This window comes from Psychrobacter sp. Sarcosine-02u-2, assembly GCF_002836335.1.
GTDB classification, from domain to species: domain Bacteria; phylum Pseudomonadota; class Gammaproteobacteria; order Pseudomonadales; family Moraxellaceae; genus Psychrobacter; species Psychrobacter faecalis.
Genome location: NZ_PJBX01000175.1, coordinates 17094 through 43774 on the forward strand (window position 1 = coordinate 17094; position 26681 = coordinate 43774).

The 26681-nt window shown below is 43.2% G+C and carries 22 protein-coding genes; 14 read left to right on the top strand and 8 right to left on the bottom strand.

Translation table 11 applies throughout. From position 1 onward, the window contains the following. Positions 1 to 146: 146 nt before the first annotated feature. Both CXF58_RS11395 and ftsY read right to left on the bottom strand, forming a co-directional pair. A complete protein-coding gene (locus CXF58_RS11395; protein ID WP_102077567.1) occupies positions 147 to 719 on the bottom strand; it encodes a methylated-DNA--[protein]-cysteine S-methyltransferase in 573 nt (190 codons plus the stop codon). A gap of 65 nt (positions 720 to 784) precedes the next feature. Continuing rightward, positions 785 to 1870, bottom strand: coding sequence for a signal recognition particle-docking protein FtsY (ftsY, locus tag CXF58_RS11400; protein WP_219621731.1), 1086 nt, complete (start codon positions 1868 to 1870; stop codon positions 785 to 787). Positions 1871 to 2531: 661 nt separating this feature from the next. On the opposite strand from ftsY, the gene CXF58_RS13865 reads away from it, so the two are divergent. The 3 genes from CXF58_RS13865 (at position 2532) to CXF58_RS11410 (ending at position 5972) form a co-directional block, all read left to right on the top strand. Continuing rightward, positions 2532 to 2684: a hypothetical protein gene (locus CXF58_RS13865; RefSeq protein ID WP_156508480.1), complete on the top strand. Its 153-nt coding sequence runs from the start codon at positions 2532 to 2534 to the stop codon at positions 2682 to 2684. 111 nt (positions 2685 to 2795) lie between these two features. Next, positions 2796 to 4367, top strand: a complete 1572-nt coding sequence (locus tag CXF58_RS11405; RefSeq protein WP_102077568.1) for a M16 family metallopeptidase — start codon at positions 2796 to 2798, stop codon at positions 4365 to 4367. 51 nt (positions 4368 to 4418) lie between these two features. Further along, a complete protein-coding gene (locus CXF58_RS11410) occupies positions 4419 to 5972 on the top strand; it encodes a M16 family metallopeptidase (protein ID WP_102077569.1) in 1554 nt (517 codons plus the stop codon). A 98-nt stretch (positions 5973 to 6070) separates the two neighbouring features. Here the strand turns inward: CXF58_RS11410 and CXF58_RS11415 are convergent, their stop codons facing one another. Further along, on the bottom strand, positions 6071 to 7048 hold the full coding sequence (locus tag CXF58_RS11415) for a D-Ala-D-Ala carboxypeptidase family metallohydrolase (RefSeq protein ID WP_102077570.1): 978 nt from the start codon (positions 7046 to 7048) through the stop codon (positions 6071 to 6073). A gap of 275 nt (positions 7049 to 7323) precedes the next feature. Here CXF58_RS11415 and rodA point away from each other — a divergent pair, with 275 nt between their 5' ends. Beyond that, a complete protein-coding gene (gene rodA, locus CXF58_RS11420; RefSeq protein ID WP_102077582.1) occupies positions 7324 to 8466 on the top strand; it encodes a rod shape-determining protein RodA in 1143 nt (380 codons plus the stop codon). Positions 8467 to 8543: 77 nt separating this feature from the next. Here the strand turns inward: rodA and CXF58_RS11425 are convergent, their stop codons facing one another. Further along, positions 8544 to 9245 carry an IS1 family transposase gene (locus tag CXF58_RS11425; protein ID WP_102077571.1) on the bottom strand — a complete coding sequence of 234 codons (702 nt, stop codon included), beginning with the start codon at positions 9243 to 9245 and terminating at the stop codon, positions 8544 to 8546. A 477-nt stretch (positions 9246 to 9722) separates the two neighbouring features. On the opposite strand from CXF58_RS11425, the gene CXF58_RS11430 reads away from it, so the two are divergent. From CXF58_RS11430 to CXF58_RS11455, 6 genes are all read left to right on the top strand, one after another. Beyond that, positions 9723 to 10331, top strand: a complete 609-nt coding sequence (locus tag CXF58_RS11430; RefSeq protein ID WP_068406432.1) for a rhomboid family intramembrane serine protease — start codon at positions 9723 to 9725, stop codon at positions 10329 to 10331. A 106-nt stretch (positions 10332 to 10437) separates the two neighbouring features. Beyond that, a complete protein-coding gene (locus CXF58_RS11435) occupies positions 10438 to 11394 on the top strand; it encodes a metallophosphoesterase (RefSeq protein WP_068406431.1) in 957 nt (318 codons plus the stop codon). Between the two features lie 119 nt (positions 11395 to 11513). Then, the gene (gene purE, locus CXF58_RS11440) at positions 11514 to 12092 is read left to right on the top strand and encodes a 5-(carboxyamino)imidazole ribonucleotide mutase (protein ID WP_082894341.1); all 579 of its coding nucleotides are present in this window, start codon (positions 11514 to 11516) and stop codon (positions 12090 to 12092) included. A gap of 219 nt (positions 12093 to 12311) precedes the next feature. After that, complete coding sequence (locus CXF58_RS11445) at positions 12312 to 13676, top strand: 5-(carboxyamino)imidazole ribonucleotide synthase (RefSeq protein ID WP_068406426.1); 1365 nt, start codon at positions 12312 to 12314, stop codon at positions 13674 to 13676. After that, the gene (locus CXF58_RS11450) at positions 13676 to 14125 is read left to right on the top strand and encodes a YaiI/YqxD family protein (protein WP_102077572.1); all 450 of its coding nucleotides are present in this window, start codon (positions 13676 to 13678) and stop codon (positions 14123 to 14125) included. The genes CXF58_RS11445 and CXF58_RS11450 overlap by 1 nt, the downstream gene beginning before the upstream one ends. A 322-nt stretch (positions 14126 to 14447) precedes the next feature. After that, a complete protein-coding gene (locus tag CXF58_RS11455; RefSeq protein WP_068406419.1) occupies positions 14448 to 15086 on the top strand; it encodes an NAD(P)H-binding protein in 639 nt (212 codons plus the stop codon). A gap of 146 nt (positions 15087 to 15232) precedes the next feature. Here CXF58_RS11455 and epmA read toward each other — a convergent pair whose 3' ends face one another. The 3 genes from epmA to CXF58_RS11470 all read right to left on the bottom strand — a co-directional run bounded on the left by epmA (position 15233) and on the right by CXF58_RS11470 (position 18766). Continuing rightward, positions 15233 to 16258 carry an EF-P lysine aminoacylase EpmA gene (gene epmA / locus CXF58_RS11460; RefSeq protein WP_068406417.1) on the bottom strand — a complete coding sequence of 342 codons (1026 nt, stop codon included), beginning with the start codon at positions 16256 to 16258 and terminating at the stop codon, positions 15233 to 15235. A gap of 87 nt (positions 16259 to 16345) precedes the next feature. After that, positions 16346 to 17458 carry a 4-phosphoerythronate dehydrogenase gene (locus tag CXF58_RS11465; RefSeq protein ID WP_068406459.1) on the bottom strand — a complete coding sequence of 371 codons (1113 nt, stop codon included), beginning with the start codon at positions 17456 to 17458 and terminating at the stop codon, positions 16346 to 16348. 150 nt (positions 17459 to 17608) lie between these two features. After that, positions 17609 to 18766 (bottom strand): AI-2E family transporter, encoded by a 1158-nt coding sequence (locus tag CXF58_RS11470; protein ID WP_068406415.1) that lies wholly within the window; start codon positions 18764 to 18766, stop codon positions 17609 to 17611. A gap of 956 nt (positions 18767 to 19722) precedes the next feature. Here CXF58_RS11470 and CXF58_RS11475 point away from each other — a divergent pair. After that, positions 19723 to 21426, top strand: coding sequence for an NAD+ synthase (locus tag CXF58_RS11475; protein WP_102077573.1), 1704 nt, complete (start codon positions 19723 to 19725; stop codon positions 21424 to 21426). Between the two features lie 295 nt (positions 21427 to 21721). Further along, the gene (locus tag CXF58_RS11480) at positions 21722 to 22999 is read left to right on the top strand and encodes a polyamine export protein PaeA (RefSeq protein WP_068406411.1); all 1278 of its coding nucleotides are present in this window, start codon (positions 21722 to 21724) and stop codon (positions 22997 to 22999) included. Positions 23000 to 23220: 221 nt separating this feature from the next. On the opposite strand, the gene CXF58_RS11485 is transcribed toward CXF58_RS11480, so the two are convergent. Further along, a complete protein-coding gene (locus tag CXF58_RS11485) occupies positions 23221 to 23985 on the bottom strand; it encodes a YggS family pyridoxal phosphate-dependent enzyme (protein ID WP_082894340.1) in 765 nt (254 codons plus the stop codon). Positions 23986 to 24246: 261 nt separating this feature from the next. Between CXF58_RS11485 and CXF58_RS11490 the strand changes: the two genes are divergently transcribed. Next, a complete protein-coding gene (locus CXF58_RS11490) occupies positions 24247 to 25302 on the top strand; it encodes a type IV pilus twitching motility protein PilT (RefSeq protein ID WP_068406410.1) in 1056 nt (351 codons plus the stop codon). Between the two features lie 169 nt (positions 25303 to 25471). Further along, complete coding sequence (locus tag CXF58_RS11495; protein WP_068406407.1) at positions 25472 to 26593, top strand: PilT/PilU family type 4a pilus ATPase; 1122 nt, start codon at positions 25472 to 25474, stop codon at positions 26591 to 26593. Positions 26594 to 26681 lie beyond the last annotated feature (88 nt).

Here is a 26681-nt window from a genome sequence, read left to right on the forward strand (position 1 = left end):
TTGGTATTTATAATCGTTGTTTTATCTTTTTATTACGTATGGACTAAGGTAATCTTTAAAAAGTCGAAGGATTGCAATGGCTGCGGCAAATGTTCTAAATAGCCAAAAAACTTATAGTCAGAATTTTTGGCGTAGTAAAAAAAATCTTAGCGTTTAACCTCAACCCCTTCGAGCGTCAGCAAGTATGTTTTTTTATCTAAGCCGCCGGTATAACCGCCCAATTTACCATCGCTCGCAATAACGCGGTGACAAGGAATGATGATGCTAAAGGGGTTTTTGCCATTGGCATTGGCTACCGCGCGAAAGCCTTTAGGATTACCGACTCGCTGCGCTAGTGTGGCATAACTAATCGTTTCACCATGCGGTATCTGTTGCAGCTGTTGCCAGACGCATTGCTGAAAATCAGTTCCTAAGCTTATGTCTAATGGCAAGTCAAATGCTTGACGCTCACCTTTAAAATAGGCTGCTAATTGCTCAAGCGCTTCTAAAAGTAGCGCCTCAGCAGGCTCGCTTTTGCTTAAATTATTTTGAGCGATAAAGGTAAAATCCTTATCGACAAGCCCATAATGCTTTTTAAGCTTGGGAATAGATTTTGAGCTGTGCCAAGAATCGCCCACCTGCAGCCAATTGACTTCAACCAACTTAGGGCTGCTATGCCCATGCCTACTAGCAATCAATGCCAACTGGTGCGACTCAACCGCTGCGATGGTGACTATCATGATTCTTTCCTCTAAACACTCATATTTTTGACACTTATTTATTCATTGAAAAAAACCAGCAAGCGCTATTCTTTATCATCGGTCTCAAATAAGGCCGCGACAAACTGTTTTGGACTAAAGGCGCGCAAATCATCAATCGACTCACCGACCCCAATATAACGAATCGGCACATCCGTGGTTTCAGCGATATTGAACACCACACCACCTTTTGCCGTACCGTCTAGCTTGGTAATGGTAATACCGGTTAATGGTACGACTTCATTAAATAACTCGACCTGATTGATGGCGTTTTGACCCGTGCCAGCGTCGAGGACAATCATACCTTCATGCGGCGCGCTTGGATCAGCTTTACGCATGACGCGCACGACTTTTTCAAGCTCCGCCATCAGGTGGGTTTTATTTTGTAAGCGCCCTGCCGTATCAGCGATTAACACGTCGATATTTTTTGCTTTGGCAGATTGCATGGCATCAAAGATAACAGAGGCGCTATCAGAACCATGACCTTGAGCAACGACAGGAATGTGATTGCGCTCACCCCAAATTTGTAGCTGTTCAGTCGCCGCGGCACGGAAGGTATCGCCAGCCGCTAACATGACGGACTTTCCTTCACCTTGCAGCCGCTTAGCAAGTTTGCCAATAGTCGTCGTTTTACCAACACCATTGACGCCTACTACTAAGATAACAAAAGGTTTTTTACTGGTATCGATGACTAATGGCGCAACTTTTGGCGTTAAGATATCGACCAGCTCAGTTTGCAGTGCTTTATATAATGAATGGGCATAAATCAAATCGCCACGGGCGGTTTGCTCAGTCAGGCTTTTAATAATACGATTGGTGGCATTGACCCCGATATCGGCGACCAACAGCTGGTCTTCCACTTCTTCTAAGAGCTCATCGTCAATCTCTTTGCCACCGATAAGGATACTAACCATCCCTTCGGCAAGATTTTTACGTGACTTACTCAGCCCCGTCTTCATGCGATTAAACCAGCTGCCTTTTTCCTTATTTTCCTCAGTCTGTTCTGACTGTTGCGATTCTTCTGGCGCTGTTGTCGGCTGCTGTAACTCAGTTTTTGCTTTATCAATAGCGCTGCTATCGTTATTTTTAGAGGTGACGCTCGCACTATCGCCCAGATGATCTTGCAAAGGCATCGTAGGAATTGAGGTTGTAGACTGCGACGCAGCAGTATTTGTATTTGCAGCACTTTTTGCCGTCGTTTCTACAGTACCCTCTATAGTATTTGCAGCAGGGCTTTGTTTTTCTGTCTCAATAATCGGCGTCGCTAGTGGTAGGTCTGCCGCTGTATCAGTAAGTGGAGTATCTTCAGACTCCTCGATGATAGGCACCGATTGCGCTGGCAGACTGGGTAAGGTAATATCATCGTCATCCAAATCATCAAGACCGCCGTCAAGGTTGATGACCACACGATTGCTATTATTGGGATTATTCATAAGCTTGCCCTAAAAGTTATCATTATCAGTAGTTTTTAAAATGATGTGCCGCCCGCCTTTGATGATTAACGGACGATTATTTTTAGCCTAGTTTAGCATAATTCAAGCGGCGCTTAGCCTTTAGCATCGTAGAGCATGGTTAAATTATAAAAACTCATAAATTCATAATAAAAACGCTTACTAATTAAGAATAACCTTCCTAATGAGAGGTTTATAAATCTTATAACTGTATAAGCAAGTTTCGCTTAAGGTTTAGACACAAAAATCTGACCTTTAATAAGCCAAACTTCGCCTACCCTTAGCATGATTATGCCACCCTATTTCGTTTACTTTACTTGGCCACTTATATTGGAAATGACCTATGTTATCACTATCGAACGATTATAAAAAAATGACCCAAATGGGCGCCGCCTTGCTTGTTGCTACTATCGCGTTGTCCTCAACTGGCTGTAGCACTACACAAGAATTTAAACCGACTGCCAGCGTCATGGTTGGAGCACACAAGTCTTTATAATGGCGTTATGTTTATCATAAATAGGTATATTCATCTAATCATAAATATACGCCATTCTCACTCTCTAACTAAATCACTTATCAGCTACCTTTTATATAAGTAGAACCTATCATGTCCTCACCTTTACCTACTATCTCTTTACGCTTTGCCTGCGCTTTAGCGATGGCGACTACCCTTGCGGCTTGCCAAACCAGCGCGATTTCTTCGGCGAGTGAAGTCGCTAAAAATAAAAATACTACGACCACAGATGTGGTAAATAAAAACCAACTGGTTAAAGACACTGAGCAACCTTCAGCATTGACCATGGATATGTCTGGTCGCCATGAATACCAGCTCGAAAATGGCTTAAAGATAGTGGTCAAAGAAGACCACCGCGCGCCTGTGGTCATGACCCAAATTTGGTATCGCGTCGGCTCAGCAGATGAGCCTCTCGATAAAGGCGGCATCTCGCATGTGCTTGAGCATATGATGTTCAAAGGCACCGCTGATGTATCAAGCGACGATTATGAGCGTTTGATTGCCAAATTTGGCGGCGTCAATAATGCCTTTACCAGTTACGATTTTACCGGTTATTACGAGCTATTCCCTGCCAATCGCTTGCCGTTAGCCTTAGAGCTAGAAGCAGATCGCATGAAAAACTTAATATTTGATGACAAAGCGTTTGCCAAAGAGCATCAAGTGGTCATGGAAGAGCGTCGTCAGCGTACGGATGACAATCCGATTGCCAAAGCTTATGAGTCATTTCGCTTGCTGGCAATGCCAAACAGTCCGAAAGGCGAATCGGTCATTGGCCCTATGAATGAGCTTGAATCAATCACCCTTAACGATTTAAAAGACTGGTATAAAATCTGGTACGCACCTAATAATGCCACGTTGGTTATCGTCGGCGATGTTGAGCCAACCGACGTATTAGCGCAGGTCAAACGCTATTTTGGGGAGCTAAAGCCAAGCGCGTTACCTAAGCGTCCTGTGGTCACACAAAAGGGTTTTCGCGGTTATCAGCAGGTAGAGTCTGAGCAAACGGTACAAGTGCCGGTTTTGCTGATGGGTTATAACGTACCCAGTCTGGTAACAGCGGGCGCTAACAATGAGAAGCAAGCGTATGCACTCTCGCTTGCGCAAGATGTATTAGATGGTGGTCTATCAGCACGCCTCGAGAGCAGGCTGGTACGCGAGCAAGGACTGCTGACCACAGTTGGTACGTCTTACGATTTGCTCGATCGCGGCGATGGGCTGTTTTTGATACAAGCAACCCCGCGCGAAGGCGTCAGTTTAGCGCAGGCACAACAAGCCATTATCAATGAAATCAATAAGCTATCTACCGACCCGATTGCTGCCGATGAAATCGAACGTGCCAAAACCAATACTGTCACCGGTTTGGTATACGCACAGGACAGCATGGAAGGTCAGGCGCGTATGATTGGCTCGCTGCAATCTATCGGTCTTGATGACAGGTTACTGGCCAAATTGCCAACCAAGCTTGATAGCGTAACCATTGCAGATATCCAAGCGGCAAGTAAAAAGTATTTGGTCAAAGATAATTTAACGGTCATGCATATCATCCCACCTAAAGAGACTGCCAATAGAAATAAAGTTAGCCAAAATAAAATGAGCAAAGACACTGTTAATAAAAATGTTGCTACCGATAGCGCTACTAAAGAAGCGGCTAGCAAAGCCAAATAACATCAATGTGCTATCCAATTAACTTGGCAAAAACCCGATACTGATGACCTTATGAATAAGAAGAAAGACATGACTCAAACACCTTTTCTCAAAAGAAATAAATTATCATCTCATTTTAAGCAGCTCCCTTATCTGAGCGCTTGCGCCTTCTTTGGGATGATGAGCTTGACTACTATTGCGCAGGCAGATATGGCAGGTGGCGAAGATGCTCGTACGCCAGCTGCTGCAGTCGATACCAGTGCGCCAATTGCCGCTCTGTCTAAGCTGAGCAGTCTTGAAAATGCCAAACCTTTAGAAGTCACGGTGCCAGACATACAGAGCTTTAAGACCAAAGCCGGTATTCCTGTGCTTTTCGTGCCGACCACTACCTTGCCCATCGTCGATATTGACTTGCGCTTTAACGCCGGTAGCGCACGTGACGGTACTATCAGTAAATCAGGCTTTGGTATTGCCAATATGACCGCGACGATGCTTGAACAAGGCTCCAAACGCTTAGATGAAAACGCGTTCACGCGGGCGGTCGAAACTTTGGGTATCAGTTTAGGTAGTAGCGCCTATAAAGACATGTTTATTGTCTCGTTGCGTAGCTTATCTGATGATAAACATCTACTGCCTGCGGTTGACTTGATGACGCAAATGCTTACTGAACCAAGATTTGATGAGCAAATCTTAGCCCGTAATAAAGCACGCTTATTGGTCGGTTTACAACAGCAAAAGCAAGACCCTGGCAGTCTTGCCAGTATCGCCTTTAGTAAGGCATTGTATGGCGACCACCCTTATGCGCATCCATCGGTTGGCACGCTTGAAAGCGTTCCTAATATTGATAGACAACAGCTAATTGATTTTAAAAATCGCTATCTAGTCGCTGCCAATGCGTCGCTTGCCATGACTGGTAATTTGACTTTGGCACAAGCGAAAAATTTGGCGGAAGAAATAACGGCAGACTTGCCAGCGGGTCAAGCGGCGGCGGCCCTGCCCGAACCAAAGCCACTAACCCAGCCTCAACATATTCATATTCCGTTTCCTAGCACCCAAACCACGGTATTGATGGGACAACTGGGCGAAAAACGGGCCACCGACCCGCAAGCGCAGCAAAAGCAAACCAACTTTGCCGTCGGTAATGAAGTGCTAGCAGGGGGCGATTTTAACGCGCGTCTGATGACCGAAGTCAGGCAAAACCTCGGCTATACTTATGGCATCTCAGGTTCTATGAACCCGATGTTGGCGCGTGGTCCTTATCAAATTGGATTTTCAACCCGTAATGACAAAGCACGCGCAGCAATTGATGCCAGCCTAAATGTGATTAATGAGACATTAGATAAAGGTATTACCAGCGATGAGATGAAATTGACCACGGATAATTTAAAAAACAGCTTTCCGATGGGATTTGCCAGTAATGCTGGAATCAACAGCTTAATTGGTATGATGAATTTTTATCAGCTACCTAACAGCTACCTGACCAATTATGTCAATCGCATCGAACAGGTTAAACTCTCAGAAGTCAACCAAACCCTGCGCGATACTCTAAAGCCTGATAACTTTTTGATTGTGACTGTTGGTGAGGTCAATCCATGGGATGAGAAGAAAGCTAAGAAAAAGTCGTAGCATCCATCGCTTATTCATACAGACGCTTAAAAAATAGCTCAATAAAAAAGCTCAATCAGTAATCACTGGCTGAGCTTTTTTAATTGAAGAGACTGCTTTTAATAGCGGCAAGCGGAGCTGCTACTGGCATGATTAAAGCCCCATTTGCGATAACCATCGGTATCAAGATGAATAGCACCGGTAGAATAGAGTCCTAAACCAAAGTTATGCGACTGCCCTTGATATTGCCAAAACTCGCAGAGACTATCTTGCATGCGACTTAGCTGCCATAAATTGCCTTCATATTCAGGCACCCAGATATCCATCGCGCCTGCGGTCATGTGCTTACTCGCACTCGCCCCGCCCGCGCAATTATTTAACCCCGGACTGCGATATACTGAACGTATCTCGGTACTGGCAGGTAAAATACCTTGGCGTTTTAGCTGACTATAAAGCTGCAAGGTCGGTACAATATTTGCCCATAACTCCTGCGGTGGTAGCTGATAAGGCTCATAACCACATTTATCCCAACTACGAGCGGTCGTCAACAGCTGAGATAAGGGCGGTACATTTCTTGCGCCAACACGTGAGCTTAAATAGCGTTGATAATTGGCCACTTGGCTTGCGCGGTAACTATTACTATTTAACCATACATTAAAATCCATACTGGTAAAATCATTATAATTACTATTTCCAAAGTTATTATTACCGCTGCTATAACGTGGTGTCCCTCTGTTGGTAATGACGCGTTTGTTTTCTTCTATCGATACTGCGCTATCGAAGTTAAACTCGCGCTGTTTTTTTTGAATCAGCCCTTGCATACTGTCGCCGCTAATACCATTTGACCGACGAGCGCCTTCACTCAAGATGGTTGCGCCGCCGCTATAGCTATTGCTTTGACTGCCATAACTGCTAGCGGGCGTGATATAAGCATTGCCACTATTATTGGTCGCACTACTGCCATGACGGATTTGGATGCGGCGCTCACTATTATCACTTATAATAGCGGCGTGCACAGAAATACTGCTGGCACAAATACCTAGGACGATAATAGGCTTATAAATGTGCCTATAAATAGATTTTTTTGTCTTTATCATTACCAGAAACTACCGCTAAAAACGTTTTATCGATACTATCAAATTTTAAGCAAGCAAGCTAAACTATCGCAGCGAATTGATGGTCACTGATTCGTTATTAACACTTATCCTTATAATGTTTATATTGTCGTTACTTTATTACGGGTAGATTACTGAATTTTCTAACAAATCCATGACCACGCTATTAAATAAACATTTTACTCTCGCTGATTGCTTACTTATTGTTTGTCAAAGCAGACTTTTCTTTCACGCCAATTGTCAGTCACATATCACCTATGCCTTCTAACCTCCAGTACCGTTTTTCTCGTCAAAGCCATCACTTTGGTCAAGGTCGTGCGCCGACGCTTTGGCAACGTATCCATATTGATCCGTGGCTGACCTTATTGCTATTGACCGTTTGTTGCATTGGCTTGACGATTTTATATAGCGCAGCAAGCCAAGACACTGATATGGTCATCCGCCAAGTCATCAGTTATGGCGTGGCATTTACGGTGATGTTTACTATGGCGCAGATACCGCCTAGCCTTTATCGTACCTTTACGCCCATATTTTATGTATTGGGGCTGATATTGTTGGTGTTGGTCGATATCATTGGCGAGGTGCGTATGGGTGCGCAGCGCTGGATTAACTTACCTGGTTTTGGTAGCGTTCAACCTTCAGAGTTTATGAAGCTTGGTATGCCAATGATGTGTGCGTGGTTTTTATCCAAACGTGACTTACCGCCTTCATTATCAAGTATTGCCATCACCTTAGCGTTAATTGTGGTGCCGGTATTATTAATCGCCAAAGAGCCTGACCTTGGTACTTCCTTGCTGGTCGCCGCCAGTGGCATTTTTGTATTGTTTTTGGCTGGTCTATCATGGCGCTTGATTGCTAGTGCAGCAGCCTTAGCCGTACCATTGGTGGCATTTGCTTGGAACTTTTTATTACATGACTACCAACGTACGCGCGTCTTAACGCTATTCAACCCTGAAGCTGACGTCCAAGGGGCCGGGTGGAATATTATTCAGTCCAAAACCGCCATTGGCGCGGGCGGTCTGACCGGTAAAGGGTATTTAGAAGGCACACAGTCGCATCTACATTTTTTACCAGAAGGTCACACCGACTTTATTATTGCCGCTTTTTCTGAAGAGTTTGGTCTGCTTGGCGTGATATTGTTGATGTTTATTTATGCTTGCGTGCTTATGCGTGCTTTATATATCGCATTTTCGCACCCTGATGTTTATAGTCGACTGCTGGCAGGTGCAATTGCGATGTCTTTTTTCGTGTATGTTTTTGTCAATGTCGGCATGGTCGGCGGCATCTTACCTGTCGTTGGGGTGCCTTTACCTTTTATCAGTTATGGCGGTACTGCTATTGTGACATTAATGGCAGGTTTTGGCTTACTGATGTCAATTCATACCCACAAATCTGGCTAAGTCATATCATGTATTATTTACAATCTATTCACCTGTAAAGTTCATTTTTAGGTGGTGTTCTAAAAAGTATGCTGGCATCAGACATAGCCATAATTGACATAGAAGAATACCAAATCAAACACCTTAAAGTGGTTATCAAACTTCTTTGAGAAGCAACAGGTCTTTCGAACGGCTCGTCGCAATCGGTGTCTAAGGCGACAGTTATTACCTTCTATGCCTACCGTATGCTGCTTGCCGATTTGTTTCTTGTCAGGCTTGAATGCGGTTATAAAGCTATCCCAGTTATCCATGCTAATAGAACCATAGCTGACTTTCAGTTGTTTAAGACGGGCTCTTAGCTTCTTAGCTGTTTTCAGGTCACGTTTGCCCCAAACATAAGCAACAATCTCATTGGTAGCGCGGTCATAAGCATAAATAAGCCAAACTTTACGCTTTTTGCGATACACGTAAGTCCAAAACTCATCAATCTCTAAGCGTTCATAATAGCGCTTTTTAGGTGTAATCTTATAGACCGATGAGCCTATGGTGCTAAGGACTTTACCAATACTAATAGAGGTTATAAGGGCTATGTCTCTGACGCCGCAACCTCTAACCGTCATTAGCCGTATGATGTCTTCTATTTTAGAGTGACAGCCATGATAAGTTAAGGCATGGTCGCCAATGAATTGACGTTTGCAGTCCTTACACTGGTAGTTCTGCTTGCCATAGCTTTTTTTGCCGTGTATCGAAAAACTGGAGCTGTGACAGTCGGGGCATATGATATCTATTTGTGTCTTCATAACCTCAAATATATCATCTTGCTTCGGCTGTCACCCTCCTTTCATCTCCTCAGCATACTTTCTGACACACCACCCTTTTTTTTAAAATTTCAACAAACGTAAAACTGGATAAATATCACCGATTAATGATTTATTTTTGGTAAATATTTATTCTGTCGTTAAACGTTACGGTCAGTATACGAAGCATTACTTAGTTGCCTGTTACGCTGTAATATTATTCAATATAAACGATTATTAAAGCATAATTTTGTCGTCTATTGGTTTTTTGCCTTAGCATCACTGTTATTACTGTTATTACTGTTATTACTGTTATTACTGTTATTACTGTTATTACTGTTATTACTGTTATTACTGTTGGTGTAAGCCTTAGCTATTTTCAGCATCCATATTTAGTTATTTTTTATCCAACTTATTTGGTCTTTAAGCACTACGCTCTATAACACTGCCCCCTATCAGGCTCGGCCTAAGGACTCTCCTTTGTTCAACCACACGACGCTTATTATCATTATTACGGTTATTGTCAGTTTATTGGCGTGGCAAAACAAAACCCTGTTTAATCGGCTGATTTTTTATCCGCCGGCGGTGAATAACGGTCAATGGGATCGTTTTGTGACCCACGGCTTTATTCACGCCGATGCGATGCACTTGCTGTTTAATATGTTCACCCTGTACTTTTTTGGCCGGGCTATTGAAGGCTTATATCAGCCGTTTTTATTCGGTTATGGTTTTGTGGTTTTTTATGTGCTGGCTATCGTGATTGCCATGGTGCCAAGCTATCTTAAAAATAAAAAAAGCGCCAGTTATTTGAGCCTTGGTGCTTCGGGTGGGGTTTCAGCGGTGCTATTTGCATTTATTTTGCTGGCTCCGTGGGAAAAAATTTATCTATTCGCCATTATTCCTATTCCAGCGATAGTTTTTGCTGTCGCTTACGTCGCTTATAGTATTTACGCCGATAAACGCGGCGGCTCCAATATCAATCACATGGCGCATATGTGGGGCGGCGCATTTGGAGTGATTGCGACCATTATTTTAGAACCTCGCGTCTTGCCACACTTTTTAAATGCGCTATTGTCGCCTGGCCTTTAGAGCGGTTAGTTTTAGAATCTTTAGTTTTAAATTTGCTAATTGATAACGTTTGATGTTTTGCCCTAATTTGTATTTAACAACATGTTTAAGAATTTGATAAAGAATTATGATTATAGATATTATTGGTGATATTCACGGTTATGCAGACAAGTTGATTGGGCTGCTAAAACAATTGGGTTATGTGCATAATGGCAGCCACTTTGTACCGCCGTTAGGGCATCGGGCGCTCTTTATTGGTGACCTGATTGACCGTGGTTCGCAGCAGGTAGCTACTCTTGAAATTGTTTTTGCGATGCTAGATGCAGGCGTGGCCGATGCGGTGATGGGCAATCATGAATACAACGCCTTGGCTTTTGCGATGCTTGACCCAAAGCAGCCCGAGCGCTATTTACGCTCGCATAGCGATGTTCATGTACGCCAACATGAAGCGTTTTTAGCCGAAGTGTCCTTTGGCTCAGAAGCGCATCAATACTGGTTGCAGCGCTTTTATGAGATACCGCTTTGGCTTGAGACCGATTATGCCTGTTTTGTCCACGCTTGCTGGGATGTCGATAGCATGGCGGTATTAAAACCTTTATTAACTACTGATAATTGCCTAACCCCCGAAGCGGTCATTGCCAGCTCACAAAAACATAGCCCCGCCTATGAGGCGCTTGAGCGTGTGTTAAAAGGTGTGGAAACTGCGTTACCTGAAGGTTTGGTTATGGTCGATAAAGACGGTGCAGCGCGCTCACAAGTACGCGTGCGCTGGTGGCTTGATGAGCTAAATAAGCGGCCTATACATGAAATCGCCCGTGCGCCAAAATCGGGCTTGGCGCAGATTCCAAACGATGCCATGGCAGAGAACATTGAATTTGCCCTTAAAACGCACAAACCCGTGTTTGTTGGGCATTATTGGCTCACTGGCAATCCTGAACCATTGAGCAACCAAGTGGTTTGCACCGATTATTCAGCAGCCATAGATAGCGGTTATATGACCTGTTATCAGCTGGATACTGAGCTGCCATTACCATTGAAAGCCAGTAACTTTGTGCAATATCGCCATGATGAAGGCCCATTATAAATCGATAAAACCGCGACATAAAAAACTGCTATTTAGTCAGCTTTGACATTAAACGACAAACTTGGCTTTACGAAGGCAGCAAAACTTTTGTATGATGGTCTTTTTGAGGATATCAAAGCATGTGCACCACCTCCGCTACTGTGAACCCTACTACACAAAACGCTGCTATTGAGCAAAACGGCCCCATTACCTCCCCTGCTGGTCAACCAAAAGTTGGCATTATCATGGGCTCGCAGTCGGATTGGGCGACCATGAGTGCAGCGGCGCAGTTGCTTGCTGACTTTGATATTGCCTTTGAATGTGAAGTGGTGTCAGCCCATCGTACGCCAGATAGATTGTTCGATTATGCCAAAAGCGCGAAAAATAACGGTTTGCAGGTGATTATCGCTGGAGCGGGCGGCGCCGCGCATCTGCCCGGTATGTGTGCCAGTCAAACGCCGCTGCCTGTGTTTGGTGTGCCTGTTAAATCATCGATGCTTAGCGGTTGGGACAGTCTGCTTTCTATCGTGCAAATGCCAAAGGGCGTGGCTGTTGGCACCTTAGCCATTGGTACTGCTGGTGCCTATAATGCGGCCCTCCTTGCCATTCAGGTGCTGGCCTTGCATGATGAATCGCTTGCCACTAAGCTTGATAACATGCGTCAAGCGCAAACAGAGACCATTCTTGCAAGTCCAACACCCGGTATTATTAATCAATAAAGTAAGCAAGATGAGTTAACCTTTTAGCAAAAACTGCTGTTATCAATACTCTTGCTAGTAATATTTGATACTTACCATGCGCTAAACTTGATATTTATAGCCAAATGAGTTTTACTAAAGATAAGGTGCATACGGTGCACCTTTTCCTATTTCTAACCTTAATTTTTAGCCAATCATTTACTAAAAATCCTTATTCATTTTAAATGTAAAGAGCCTGCCATGACTACCGCCAATGCTTATCCTGTTACCCAAACCATCCGTACCATCGGTATTTTAGGCGGCGGTCAGCTTGGTATGATGCTCGCCCAAGCTGCCCTGCCGCTCGGTTATCAGTGCGTGTTTTTAGAAGACAACGCCGACTGCCCTGCCAGCCTTTACGGAAAAGTTTTTTCTAGCGAGCAATTAGATGAATTTATCGCGGCAGCTGACGTCTTTACTTTAGAGTTTGAAAACACGCCAACGGCGACTGTCGAGCAGTTAGCGCATCTATCAAAATCAGGCAGCAAACAAGGCATGTTTCCGCCACCGCTTGCCCTTGATATCGCCCAAGATCGCTTAAAAGAAAAAGGCATGTTTAATGAGCTTGATATCGCCACCGTACCATTTATGGCGGTCAATTCTGAAGCTGAATTGAAGCAAGCTTGCGCTGAGCTAGGATTGCCGATAGTGCTCAAGACCAGCCGCGGCGGTTATGATGGTAAGGGTCAGTTTGTCATCAAAGAAGACAGCGATATCAAAGCCGCTTGGCATGAGCTAAAAGACGCGGTTAGCGGTAAAGGTTCATTAACCCCAACGCCTGCGCCATTAATTGCAGAGGGCTTTATTAACTTTAGCCGTGAAGTGTCTATCATTGCCGTACGCGCGCAAAATGGTCAGGTGCGCTGCTATGATTTGGTCGAAAATCACCATCATCATGGTATCTTAGCCAAAACTCGCGCCCCAGCCGTTGGTACCAGCCATTTATTTCAGCAAGCAACCGATGCCATTACCACGGTGATGAATCACTTGGGTTATGTCGGTGTGATGGCGCTTGAGCTGTTTGTGAGTAAAGATGCGCGCGGTAACGATTATCTGCTAGCCAACGAGATTGCTCCGCGCGTCCATAACTCTGGACACTGGAGTATCGAAGGTGCGATTACCAGTCAATTTGAAAACCATATCCGCGCGGTGGTCAATCTGCCCTTAGGCGATACCGACAACGTCCATCCAGCAATTATGCTCAACGTCTTAGGTCAATATCCTGATATCAGCGCGGTGCTCAATATCGATGGCGCCCATTATCATAGCTACCATAAGGCTGAGCGCGAAGACCGTAAAATTGCCCATATCACCTTGATGCCAAATGACGTGGCGGATTTAGAACCTGCGCTAGCAAAACTGGTTGCCGTCTTACCAAATAAAGTGGGGCTTGATAAAAAACTGGCGCCAACCATGACCGATAAGCAAGCACTTGTATCTGTACCAGAGCAATCTACCAATGCCGAAACTGAGCGTACTTTAGAAAATACTAAAAGTGACGTGAAAGGTAGTCAAAAAGATGCCTTAGCAGAGGCATTATTAAAGACCGATAAGGCTGAGAAATAATGCAGATTTGGGTAGATGCCGATTCGGTGCCATTGATTGCTAAAGACTTAATCATCAAAACGGCTGAACGTACCCAAACGATGGCGATATTTGTTGCCAATCAGCCGATTAAATTGCGCAAATCACCGCTGCTTGTCATGACCGTGGTGCCGTCAGGGTTTGATAAAGCTGATGATTATATCGTCGAGCAAATCCAGCCAGGTGATTTGGCCATTACTAGCGACATTCCTTTGGCCAATGACATTTTGGATAAAGGCGGTATGGTTTTGACCACCCGCGGTGTGGTTTATGATAAAAACAATATCAAGCAAAAGCTCAATATGCGCGACTTTATGGATACCATGCGCGGTACAGGCGTGCTTGAATTGCAAGAAATGAGCGGGCATAAACCTTACGGCGACCGCGACAAGAAAGCCTTTGCCGATGGTCTTAATCGCTTGGTTCGTTAATTGGTGCAGTCATTTCTTTTACTTATCAATTTGAAAACCCTACTTTTTAAAACTTCTTAAAAAATTTCTTATCTCTCTAAATATTAACCTTCACAAAGTCCATTCTTGCAAACCCTATACACTCCATAACCAAACACTATGCAATCAGCACGCTTCATAACGAAGTGTGCTCGTCATTATTGTTAGGCTATATGCAGCTCTTAAAACAAATTATTTTAAAAAAATAGTTTTTGATTAAACGGTTCTTGAATAATCAGTTTTAAAACATAAATCTTTAAATAAAGATAAAGCATATAAAATTCATATAATAATAGGAATGATAATGAAAATATTAGTAATTGGCGCTAGCGGTCGAGTGGGTTCTGATTTGGTTAAACAACTATTAGCGGATAACCATCAAGTGATTGGCACAACCCGTCAAGATGAAAAATTATTTAGCGATAACAATTATAGTCAGTTAGATTTAGATATTACTGCTGAGAAAGACGCCATTCAACAGCAAATTAAATCAGATATCGATGCGGTTTATTTTGTTGCCGGCTCTGGTGGGAAAGATGTCTTAGAAGTCGATTTGCATGGCGCGGTTAAGACGATGCAAGCGGTTCAAGATAAAGGTATCAAACGCTATATCATGCTAAGCACGGTATTTTCCCTAGATACCAGTAAATGGAACCAGCCTGGTATTGCCGATTTAAAAGAATACTATATCTCTAAGCATTACGCCGATCAGTGGTTGGTTAAGAATAGCAGTCTTGATTACACCATTGTACAAGCAGGTGCGCTAAAAGAACGCGCTGGTACGGGTAAAATCATTATTAATGATGATAATGCGGGCGAAAACGCTATTGAAGATGTGGCCATGACGTTAGCAGCGGTACTTAATGCTGATAATACGATTAAAAAAGTCTTTAGTATGCATAATGGTGAGACTGCCATCGATGCAGCGCTGGCTAAACTTTAGTAAGTAAAAGCTATAACAAATAATAAGTAGTTTGTAGTGTAATAAAAAGTACAAAAATAAAAAAACACGTAAGCCCTGGTTTACGCGCTTTTTTCTTATGGGTTTTTTAATCATTGGCGACTATGTCAAAATCTACTAGCAAGCAACTAAGCTAGGCCACTTGGAAATGGAATGACGTCTTCTAAGCTGCTAGCGCCTGTGATGACCATCAGTAATCTATCAATACCGACAGCGATACCGCTACAAGGTATTAAGTCATCAGATGCTGCTAATAAATGCTCATCGATTGGCATTTGCGGCAGATTATGCTGCTTGCGCAATTGATTATCACGCTCAAATCGCGCTCTTAACGCCTGCCCGTCCGCCAGCTCATCATAAGCATTGGCAATTTCAATACCGTTAATATACAGCTCAAAGCGCTTGGCCACTGTATTACCGTCTTTATCGATGGCCGTCTTTGCTAGTGCTGCCGTCGCAGGCGGATATTCTATAATCAATGTCGGCAAATCGTGCCCCAAATTTGGCTCGACGGCATGACTAAACAATAAATCTAACCAACTTTGGCGAATATCTTCTTCACTATTGCTGGCACCATTTTCTGCACTATTAAAATCAAACCCTGTTAAACCTTTGTCTTCTGCCACCGCTTGTAGCGCGGCAAGATTCGCCGTTAAGGGATGAATACCCACAAAATCCATAAAGGCATCGACGTAACGATAATGGCTTAGCACAATCGGATAACCGTAAAGCGCTTCCAATAGCTCGCCCAATTCAGTGCCCATGTCCTCTAGACTATAGTTCGGCTGATACCACTCAAGCATAGTAAATTCAATATTGTGGCGCACGCCTATCTCGTTATCACGAAATACCGGACAAATCTGATAAATGGGCATCTGCCAGCTGGCAAGTAGGCGCTTCATGGCAAACTCAGGCGACGTATGCAGATAATAGGTACAAGGTTTATCTTGATACGTGACCTGCGCCGCTACCGACTGTAAAAAGGTATCGGTATTACCCGCTTGTGAGAGCAACGGCGTCTGCACTTCAAGCACGTGGCGACTGGCAAAAAACTGCCGAATAGCATTGATAAATTGCGCGCGCCTTTGTGCCATCGCTAATGTCATCGTTGGCGCATAACTGGGTTTAGAGGAAAGGTTATTTGCTTGGGTCATTACTCTCTACTGTAGTTTTCGAATAAAAAATCAAATAATTAAAATAGGCTTTGAAATTGAGTTTTAATCTTTAAAGCTGGTTGTCTTCTAAAACTGCCATTCGCGACGTAAATGATAATCTCGGCGCAATTGATCAAAGTCAGTACCCTTTATTTGTCCGTCTATTAATTTATCTCGCAGTGCCGCATCATCTGCCATGATGTCATAAAATTTCACCAATCTATCTGGATGCGCCTTTAATTCAGACCATAAAAACATATTGAGTGGCAGCAATTTATGCATGGTTTGCACAGGGGTCACTGTTAATTTTTCACACAGCGCATCATAAATCATTTGCGTACCGCGGAGCTTACCCTCCAAGGTATAGCCAGCAATATGTGCTGTGGCAATCGCAAGTTTCGATAGCAAACTTTCCGCTATCTCAGGCTCATGCTCAAACACATCAAGCACCACTTGGCGTCCAGTACGGGCAATATCTGCCTGCAAATCACCGGCATTAATCACTGGTCCACGCGCGCTATTAATCAACAAAGTATCTACTGGCATCGCAGCCAATGCTTCTTTATCAATTAAATGACGAGTTGGATAGTCGCTACCATTAGGATTAGTGGCATCTTTTTTATCGGTTAACGGCACATGCAAGCTAATTACATTACTTTGGCTCAATACTTGCTCAAAGCTGGCGTTATTGATGTTCGATGCAGGCAGTAGCGGATCGTAACCCAATACTTGCCAGCCTAAATCATGGGCATATTGCGCAAGAGTACTACCAATATTACCCAGTCCGATAATGCCCAAGGTCGCGGGCGGCGTCGATTGCTGCCAATATTGCGGACGTAAAGTTAAGATAGCGGTCAATACGTACTGCGCAACCGAGTGCTTACTGCAACCTGCGGCATTGGCAAAGGTGATATTGCGCGCTGCCAAATAGGCTTGATCGACATGGTCGGTTCCAATCGTCGCCGAACCAACAAATTGAACGCTATTATTGTTTGCCAATAGCGGCTCGCCTACTGGCGTCACCGAGCGTATCAACAGCACATCAGGTTGACACTCTGCAAGCAAATCGGCATTGATCGCGCGCCCAGCAACGCTAATAATATTTACTGGTCGTTTATTATGTTGCCCAAGCGTCGACGCATTAAAAAACTCATCAAGGCTAGCGATATTGCTATCAGCAACGATAGTTAGAGGACGCATATTTTCATTATTTGAAGCGCTCGCATGTGGCATTTTTAAACATCCCTATTTCTAAAGGTTTATTATCAATGATTGCTGGATTAGCAAGGTGTATTTTTTATAGGTTGGTTTTAATAGTTTTTAAATTGCTGTTTAAATTAAGCACATACCCTAATCCGTAGAAACAATATTTTCGTCTTTATTATTTTGTGCCGTAACTTTTGGTTGCAGCTGGGCGTCAGCAAGCATATCTTCGTGCTGCGCAAATAAATCATTCTTATGCTGCGATATCCATTCACGCCATACTGCAAGGCCGATTGCCAATACCACAGGACCAATAAACAAGCCGACAAAACCAAACGCCGTCAGACCGCCCAATACTCCGATGAAAATAATAATAAAAGGAATTTTGGTCGCACCGCTGATGACGATAGGACGTATAAGATTATCAACCCAGCTGATAACCAGTATACCCCAAAGCGCCAAACCAATCCCTTCTACGGTATGACCTTGGCTTAATAACCAAATCGATACCCCGCCCCAAACAAATGGCGTACCAAATGGGATTAAAGCGATAATAAAAGTGACAATGGTCAGTAGAATAGGACTTGGTGCACCAGCGAAATAATAACCAATACCAGCGAGCAAAGCCTGAGCCAATGCGGTCAAACCAATGCCATAGACTACCGCGCGCGTGGTCGTACCGACCGAATCAATATAACCATCGATGCGATTGCCAATGATATTGCGTAAGGCTTGGCGGATTTGACGTACCAAACTGGTACCATCGCGATAAAAGAAAAACAGCGTCATCAGCGCCATCCCCATTTTGGCAAGACCACTGAAAACGACATCGAACGCGACTTTGCCATAATATAGATGCGACTGTACCCACAGACGAAAGGCCTCTAGCGTGCCTTCTGGGTTTTTATTAATTCTCCACAACACATCTTTGACTTGCTGTCCGATGACGGGTAAGTCCTTGATAGAGTCTGGCACATCCAAATAGCCAACCTTGATACGATAAATTAAGTTGCTAATCAGGCTTAAGGCTTCTTGCTGCAAAATAAAGATACCAGCAACGAGCGGCAGACCTATCATCAATGTGATGCTCACCGTCATAATAGCAGCGCTAAAGTTTGAGCTAAAGCGAACGCGCTGATGAAAAAAATTATAAATAGGAAAGGTGACGTACGCCAAAATCGCTGCCCACAGTGCCGGTACAATAAAAAACTGTACGACTTGAAAGCACAATACAATCAGCACCACCAGCAAAGTAATAGCCAATAAGCGCTGAATAATAAATTCTTTTGTCCAGTTTTCGATCATAGCGTATAAACCAAGAGCGGGCAGCAGACAGCCAATTTGGCGCTGCTGTAACGTTTATAAATAGGTGGATAAAAATCACAGACCGTGTCCATTATTTATATCCCTTAGCGAGTGTGTTGCGTTATAAATTCTACGTTGTCAGCTTTGCGAGATATTTGCTTCATAAATTAGGCGAAATCATTGCGGAAAATAAGTCTAATAATAGCGCTACCGTACCATAGCGCGCTTTTATAAACATGTTATTTGGTTATAAAAAACAGTATTCATCTATAAAAATAATTGTGATTCATAAAATCGCTCTTAACTTGCCATTTCTCTATATTTAGAAGAGTAAGCCCAAACATAATAACGGCTTATTATGCCTCAAAGCCTGCCAAATAAATAAGGCTATGTTGTAATCTTTACTTACAATTACCTGCACGCTATCGGCACCAATATTATTAAGTATTAATAGGTACTTTCAAAAATACCTTATTAGAATCATTGCTTTAAAACAATAGTTATTTATCTGCTTTTTAATTACTTGTACGCTGACAACTTGCGCGCTAAATCACTGTGCAGTTCTATTTGTGCAGACAATTGATGTTATACTAAAGGGATTAATTTGCACATTTAAACGCTGTTAAGCAGGTTTGCTGTTATTGGTTTATAGCAAAATCAGCCCTAGCGTTATTAACACTATTTCTGAAAACCTTTATTGATTGCCCTATTCTAAGCGGTTTTAAGCACTACCATTTAGAGCAGCGCCGCATATTTTAGTAATACCGATATTCATTGTATTAATGGCTATCCAAGTGCCGCGCTCAGCATAGGCTCACGATTTATGAGCCTTGATATGGGGGCATAAGTGCATACTCATATTTTGCATTACTTTCATAACCTATTTTGCTTTGGTTTTATTTAAAACCCAGCTAGATTCAATACATTTACACAACCTATTGATAGGAACAATAACAATGTCAAAAGACACCACCAAAGATACTGACAATCCCAACTTTAATTCGTCAAACGAGGCCAATACAGGCTCTAAATCGCAAGACAGCGTTACTTTTGCGTTAGCACAATCGCATTTTTTGGTCGGCGATATCACCGCCAATGCTGAAAAAATGCGCGCCCTTGCCCTACAAGCCCGTGAGCAAGGCGCTGATGTCATCATTTTCCCAGAGCTTGCTTTATTAGGCTATCCTCCGCAAGATTTGCTGCTACGTCCTAGCCTATCTGGCCGTGTCAAAAGCGCGCTGTCTAGCCTGAGTGATATCGATGATATCGTGATGATCGTGGGCTATCCGCATGTCGATCATCATGGTACCTTTAACTCGGCTGCGATTTTGCATAACGGTCATCAAAAAGGCTTTTATCATAAGCAAATCTTACCAAATTATGGCGTTTTTGATGAGCGTCGTTATTTTGATAAAGGTCGCAATCAAGTCTTATTTGACTATAAAGGCATCACCATTGGTCTGCTAATCTGCGAAGATTTGTGGGAAAAAGGTCCGATTGCCGAGCTTAAAAAACAAGGTGCTGACCTTGTGGCCTGCTTAAATGCCTCACCGTTTGAAATTGAAAAACAAGACAATCGTAAAACCATGCTCGCCAAACGTAGCCGCGAAAATAACTTGCCGATTATTTATCTTAATGCCGTTGGCGGGCAGGATGATTTGGTATTTGACGGCGGCTCTATGGCCATCCAATCTGACGGCAGCGTTGCTCATGAAGCGTCGCGCTTTATGAATCAGCTTATGCTGACGACGTTTGACGTAAAAACCGCAAAATTCGATACGCAAACAAAAGCGCCGTTGTCATTGAGCCGCGAGTCGGAGATGTACCAAGCGTTGGTCGTCGGTTTGCGTGATTATGTCAACCTATCCGGCTTTACTGGTATTATCGTTGGCTTGTCGGGCGGTATTGATTCTGCGTTAACCTTGTGTATCGCTGTCGATGCGCTGGGCGCTGATAAAGTTTATGCGGTAATGATGCCGTACGAATATACTTCTCAAATCAGTTTAGAGGACGCGCAAGCGCAAGCGCGCCGCTTAAACGTTTCTTATACGGTTTGCCCGATTTTTGATGCCGTTGAAGGCATCCGTCATACTTTAGCGCCATTATTTAACAAATCGCCTGCTGATACCACCGAAGAAAATATCCAAGCGCGCGCTCGCGGTGTGGTACTAATGGCCTTGTCTAATAAATTTGGGCATTTAGTCATCACTACGGGTAATAAATCAGAGCTAGCAGTTGGTTACTCGACTTTATACGGTGATATGGCAGGTGGTTTTGACGTACTAAAAGACGTTTATAAAACGCAAGTTTATAAGCTTGCCAGCTACCGCAACCGTTTAGAAGACACGCCAGTTATTCCTGAGCGCGTCATCATACGTCCGCCATCGGCTGAGCTACGTCCTGATCAAGAAGACCAAGACAGCTTGCCAGACTATGACGTGCTAGATGGTATTTTGATGTCGTATATCGACGAAGATATGGGCTATCAAGATATTGTCGATAAAGGATTTGATGCCGATTTGGTCGCTAAGGTGATTAAGATGGTTGATAATAGCGAATTCAAACGTGCTCAAGCGCCGATTGGGACTAAAATCAGCCATAAAGCCTTTGGCCGTGAACGCCGTTTTCCTTTAGTCAATAAATGGTCGATAAAAGGCTAAGCGTCAACGACTAAAGTTGCTATTTCAATCTTTTAGATGTCTCTGTAGTCTGAATACACTATCCTTTAGATAAAGGCTAAAAGGTTGAATAACTTTACGTTTCTATATAATTTGATATAATATAATCAGAATGTTTTATAATAAGCTGGGTACTTACCCAGCTTTTTTAGTTTTTATTGATAAAGTTTTCTTTATATAAAACTCTTTGAATAAATAATTAAACCCAGTTCTCTACTTTTCTATATTTCAACTACTTTCAATTTAACTACCCTACCTATCGTTATCCGAGTCCGTCATGAGTTTGCTAACCGCTAGTATTTTTCTTTTATTATTACTGGCTTTGAGTGCCTTTGTTTCTGGGGCAGAAATTGCTATCGCTGCTGGTCGCAAGATTAAGCTGCAAATCATGGCAAAAGAAGGTGAAGTCCGCGCCCTTGATGTCCTGCATATGCAAGAAAATCCTGGTGGATTTATTACGGTAGTGCAAGTCGTGCTTAATGCTGTCGCCATTTCAGCTGGTGCGGTTGGTGAGTCGGCGATTAGCCCGTATTTACAGCTGTTAGTCAAGAATGAAGCGGTGTCATCGGTTATCTCTTTCGTCGTGATTACCAGCTTATTTTCCCTACTTGCCGATTTGATGCCCAGACGTTTGGCGATGTCTAATGCAGAAGTTTTTGCAGTGCGGCTGGTACGCCCTATGATGGCGCTGACATTTATTTTTAAGCCCGTTATTTGGGTCTTTGATGGCGCAGCAAACCTGATTTTTGAGTTTTTTAGTATCTCAACCACACGCCAAGATGATATGACGCCAGAAGACATCTATGCGGTGATGGACGCGGGCGCCGAAGCTGGGGTAATTAAAAAACAAGAACATCATTTGATTGAAAATATCTTTGAGATGCAAGAACGTACCGTTACTTCGGTCATGAATCCGCGTGAGCATATCGTCTATTTTGATAGCAAAACCAGCACCGAAGAAGTGGTTGAGGTAATGATTGCCCAGCCACATAATAAGTTTTTAGTCTGCGAGGAAGACGATTTAGAGCAAATTATCGGCTATGTAGAGTCGCGCAGCTTTCTAGCTTTGGTGCTCAATCAGCAAGAAGTTAGCCTAACCGATAAAGCGCTATTAAAACCGGCGTTATTTGTACCTGACACCTTGTCTTTGTTTGAAGTGTTGGAGATGTTTAAATCGACCGGCGCTGACTTTGCCGTGATCGTCAATGAATATGGCTTGGTAGTTGGTGTCATTACCCTACGCGATGTGATGAGTATTGTCATGGGTGAGCTAGTCACGGTTGAGGAGCAGCCTATCGTGCAACGTACTGATAATTCTTGGCTCATCGATGGTATGACGCCCATTGAAGATGTGGTTCGCGCGCTCGATATCGTTAATTTACCGCACAGTCAAAACTATGAAACCATTAGCGGCTTTATGATGTATATGCTGCGTAAAATCCCTAAAAAAACCGATACCATCGAATACGCCAACTATCGCTTTGAGATAATCGCGACTGACAATCTGAAAATTACCCAGCTACTCGTCACTAAACTTGAAGAAAAAGTTTTGTAAAAGCTGCATTTTAAAGTGCACTTCACGATAAATAACCGTATAAATTTAGAGAGTTTGAACCCCACTCTCAACTTATTTTTCTAAGGTATTGGTTTACTTAGTTTTTAAAATTTCAGTTAAAACAATTAAAATTTTAAATTCTATAAAAATCAAAGGCCTACGATAAGTTGAGATTGGCGTAGTTTGACCCTCAATTAATGGATTTAATGACATTAGAATAATCAGCCACGCGCGCCAAATATGGCTGTGCCAACGCGTACCATCGTAGAACCATTGGCAATCGCGGCGCTCATATCATCACTCATGCCCATACTCAGCGTATCCCACTGCTTTAATTCCGGATATTCTCGCTTGATACTGTCAAATAATTGTTTGGTTCGAGCAAAGGCGTCGGTATTAGCTTTCGCTGGAATAATCATCAGCCCGCGCAATTGCAAGCGCTCGTAATCTTTAATCGTGCTTATCAAGTTTGGCAGCTCAGCTGGCAAACATCCTGACTTACTGTCCTCGTTATCAATATTGACTTGTATCAACACATTAAGCGCTGGCAGCTCGGCTGGGCGCTGCTCATGTAAACGTTTGGCGATAATCTCACGCTCAAGCGTTTGCACCCAATCAAAATTCTCAGCAATATCACGGGTTTTATTACGCTGGATACTGCCAATATAGTGCCAAACGATGTGTTCGCATTGTGGCTGTTGTCGTAAAGCTTGTATTTTCTCAATAGCCTCTTGCAAGTAGTTTTCACCAAAATCTCGTTGCCCTTGACGCGCCAACGTCGCAATCATCTCAGCAGGTTTGGTTTTAGACACTGCTAATAAAGTGATCTCGTCTTTCTGCCTTTGCGCCTGTACAGATGCTTGCGCCACCTGCTCGCTTACTTGCTGCCAATTTGCAATCAATTCTGCCGCATCAAAATCATCTTCATTGTTTTTTTTATCAGCTAAACTCGTAGCGTTGTTTTGTGGTGTAGAGGTAGTGTTCATAAAAAACTCACAGAAATATTAGGTGATTATTTTATTAATTATAAATAGAAGGAGCTATGAAATTAAGCAGTTAAAATTTTGATAAAAAACAGACATAAACTTATATTAACAAAACAAAGTATATTTGGATTATTTTTACATTTTATGCATATAGTAGATGGTTAAATAGTGGCATAGAATCGTAAAGTATCATAATTTCTAAGCGTTTCTTTGTCCATTCTTGTTTGGCTCATTTTTGTCTATCAATAGGGATATTCCACTATGGCTGAAAAGCATCGTTTAAACATCGAAGACTTGTTGCGCTTTACCGTTAAGCACAAAGCGTCGGATTTACATATTTCAGCCGGTATGCCAGCGATGATTCGTGTCGATGGTGAGATGACCCGTATTAATATGCCTGAAATGACGCATCAAGTGGTGCATCAGCTTATTTATGACATCATAAATGATAAGCAACGCGCTGACTTTGAAGAGTTCTTTGAGACCGACTTCTCTTTTGAGATTCCAAATCTAGCACGTTTTCGTGTCAACGCCTTTAATCAAAACCGCGGCGCTGGCGCTGTTTTTCGAACCATTCCTTCTAAAGTTCTCACTATGGAAGACTTAGGTATGGGTGACGTCTTTAAACGAGTATCCGACTTTAAACGCGGTGTGGTACTGGTCACGGGGCCAACGGGTTCAGGGAAATCTACCACGCTTGCTGCCATGATCGATTATATCAATGAAACCCGTAAAGAGCATATTTTAACCATCGAAGACCCGATTGAATTTGTTCATGAGTCTAAAAAGAGCTTGATTAACCAACGTGAAGTCCACCGCGATACTTTGGGTTTCGAGCCAGCATTGCGCTCGGCTCTACGTGAAGATCCAGACGTTATCCTCGTTGGTGAGTTACGTGACCTTGAGACCATTCGCTTGGCATTGACCGCCGCTGAAACAGGGCATTTGGTCTTTGGCACCTTGCACACCAGCTCTGCTGCCAAAACCATTGATCGCGTGATTGACGTCTTCCCTGCAGCCGAAAAAGATATGATACGGGCGATGCTCTCAGAGTCGCTACAAGCGGTCATCTCACAAACGCTACTACGCCGCCAAACCGGCGGACGTATTGCTGCTCATGAAATCATGCTGGGCACGCCTGCGATTCGTAACTTGATACGTGAGAATAAAATCGCGCAGATGTATTCTGCTATCCAAACTGGTGCTGGTGAAGGCATGATTACTCTTGATCAAACGCTTAAAAACTTGGTTTCAAAAGGCACAATCAGTAAAGATGTCGCTCGCCCTTATGCCAAGCAGCCTGAAGCCTTTATTTAGTATGGGTTTACATAGTATTAAAAGTTTTAATATAAATTTTTGTTAAAGTTATAGGTAAACGATGAAAAACTCTTACTCAGCTTTATTTATTTTAACGGTTGTTGTTATTGCCCGCTTTAAAAGTTTATTGCAGCAGTTTTAAACTATATATTCCAAATGTAGGTACGTTATGGACATTGATAAGCTTTTACAATTAATGATTAATAAAAACGGCTCTGACCTTTTTATTACTGCTGATGTCGCGCCGTCCATGAAAATCAATGGCAAAATCTTGCCGGTGGGTAAAACGCCGTTAACCGCTGAGCAAACCATGAGATTGGTCAAAGGGGTGATGACCCCAAGCCAGCAAAAAGAATTTGACGAAACCAACGAGTGTCAATTTGCGATTTCAGATCAAGCGCAGCAAGCGCGCTTTCGGGTAAGTGCTTTTATTCAGCGCGACATGGCAGGGATGATTTTACGGAAAATCGAAAATAAAATCCCGACCGTTGAAGAGCTACGCCTGCCCCCAGCGCTAAAAGAGCTGGCCATGAAAAAGCGCGGTATTATTTTGTTGGTTGGGGCTACAGGTACGGGTAAATCAACTACCCTTGCGGCGATGATTGGCCATCGTAACCAGAATTCACACGGTCATATTATTACCATCGAAGATCCGATTGAGTTTGTGCATAAGCACCGCGGTTGTATCATTACCCAGCGCGAAGTTGGTATCGACACCCATTCTTTTGAGGCAGGTCTTAAAAACACCTTGCGCCAAGCGCCTGATGTGATTTTGATTGGTGAGATTCGTAACCGCGAAGTCATGAGCTACGCGATTCAATACGCTGAAACGGGGCATTTGGTCTTTGCAACTTTACACGCCAATAACGCCAACCAAGCGATTGACCGTATCATTCACTTTTTTGAAACCAGTCGCCATAATCAGTTGTTTATGGATTTATCATTAAACTTGCAAGCTATTATCGCTCAGCAATTGATTCCAACGCCTGATGGTAAAGGACGCCGCGCCGCTATTGAGATTTTATTAAACTCACAGCTGATCAGCGACTACATCCGTAAAGGCGAGGTGCACGAAATCAAAGATGTCATGACGCGCTCACGTGATAGCGGCATGCAAACCTTTGACCAAGCGCTGTTTGATTTATATAAAAATGGTGAAATCACTTATAAAGAAGCCATTCTGCACGCTGACTCCCCTAACGATTTACGCTTAAAGATTAAGTTAAGTGGTAAAAATGGCAACGTCAACTTAGATGAAGGCGCCGATAGTTTATCGTTAGATATCACTTGATATGGCACTACTTACCTAGAATTCCCCATAAAAAAGCCCTCATCAAATGTGAGGGCTTTTTTGGCGTTTAAGTTAATACTTGAATAGT

Coding starts and splice junctions, on each gene's coding strand:
- CXF58_RS11395 (WP_102077567.1), bottom strand. CDS start 719: ATGATAGTCACCATCGCAGCGGTTGAGTCGCACCAGTTGGCATTGATT.
- ftsY (WP_219621731.1), bottom strand. CDS start 1,870: ATGCCTTTGCAAGATCATCTGGGCGATAGTGCGAGCGTCACCTCTAAA.
- CXF58_RS13865 (WP_156508480.1), top strand. CDS start 2,532: ATGTTATCACTATCGAACGATTATAAAAAAATGACCCAAATGGGCGCC.
- CXF58_RS11405 (WP_102077568.1), top strand. CDS start 2,796: ATGTCCTCACCTTTACCTACTATCTCTTTACGCTTTGCCTGCGCTTTA.
- CXF58_RS11410 (WP_102077569.1), top strand. CDS start 4,419: ATGAATAAGAAGAAAGACATGACTCAAACACCTTTTCTCAAAAGAAAT.
- CXF58_RS11415 (WP_102077570.1), bottom strand. CDS start 7,048: ATGATAAAGACAAAAAAATCTATTTATAGGCACATTTATAAGCCTATT.
- rodA (WP_102077582.1), top strand. CDS start 7,324: ATGCCTTCTAACCTCCAGTACCGTTTTTCTCGTCAAAGCCATCACTTT.
- CXF58_RS11425 (WP_102077571.1), bottom strand. CDS start 9,245: ATGAAGACACAAATAGATATCATATGCCCCGACTGTCACAGCTCCAGT.
- CXF58_RS11435 (WP_068406431.1), top strand. CDS start 10,438: ATGATTATAGATATTATTGGTGATATTCACGGTTATGCAGACAAGTTG.
- purE (WP_082894341.1), top strand. CDS start 11,514: ATGTGCACCACCTCCGCTACTGTGAACCCTACTACACAAAACGCTGCT.
- CXF58_RS11445 (WP_068406426.1), top strand. CDS start 12,312: ATGACTACCGCCAATGCTTATCCTGTTACCCAAACCATCCGTACCATC.
- CXF58_RS11450 (WP_102077572.1), top strand. CDS start 13,676: ATGCAGATTTGGGTAGATGCCGATTCGGTGCCATTGATTGCTAAAGAC.
- CXF58_RS11455 (WP_068406419.1), top strand. CDS start 14,448: ATGAAAATATTAGTAATTGGCGCTAGCGGTCGAGTGGGTTCTGATTTG.
- epmA (WP_068406417.1), bottom strand. CDS start 16,258: ATGACCCAAGCAAATAACCTTTCCTCTAAACCCAGTTATGCGCCAACG.
- CXF58_RS11465 (WP_068406459.1), bottom strand. CDS start 17,458: ATGCGTCCTCTAACTATCGTTGCTGATAGCAATATCGCTAGCCTTGAT.
- CXF58_RS11470 (WP_068406415.1), bottom strand. CDS start 18,766: ATGATCGAAAACTGGACAAAAGAATTTATTATTCAGCGCTTATTGGCT.
- CXF58_RS11475 (WP_102077573.1), top strand. CDS start 19,723: ATGTCAAAAGACACCACCAAAGATACTGACAATCCCAACTTTAATTCG.
- CXF58_RS11480 (WP_068406411.1), top strand. CDS start 21,722: ATGAGTTTGCTAACCGCTAGTATTTTTCTTTTATTATTACTGGCTTTG.
- CXF58_RS11485 (WP_082894340.1), bottom strand. CDS start 23,985: ATGAACACTACCTCTACACCACAAAACAACGCTACGAGTTTAGCTGAT.
- CXF58_RS11490 (WP_068406410.1), top strand. CDS start 24,247: ATGGCTGAAAAGCATCGTTTAAACATCGAAGACTTGTTGCGCTTTACC.
- CXF58_RS11495 (WP_068406407.1), top strand. CDS start 25,472: ATGGACATTGATAAGCTTTTACAATTAATGATTAATAAAAACGGCTCT.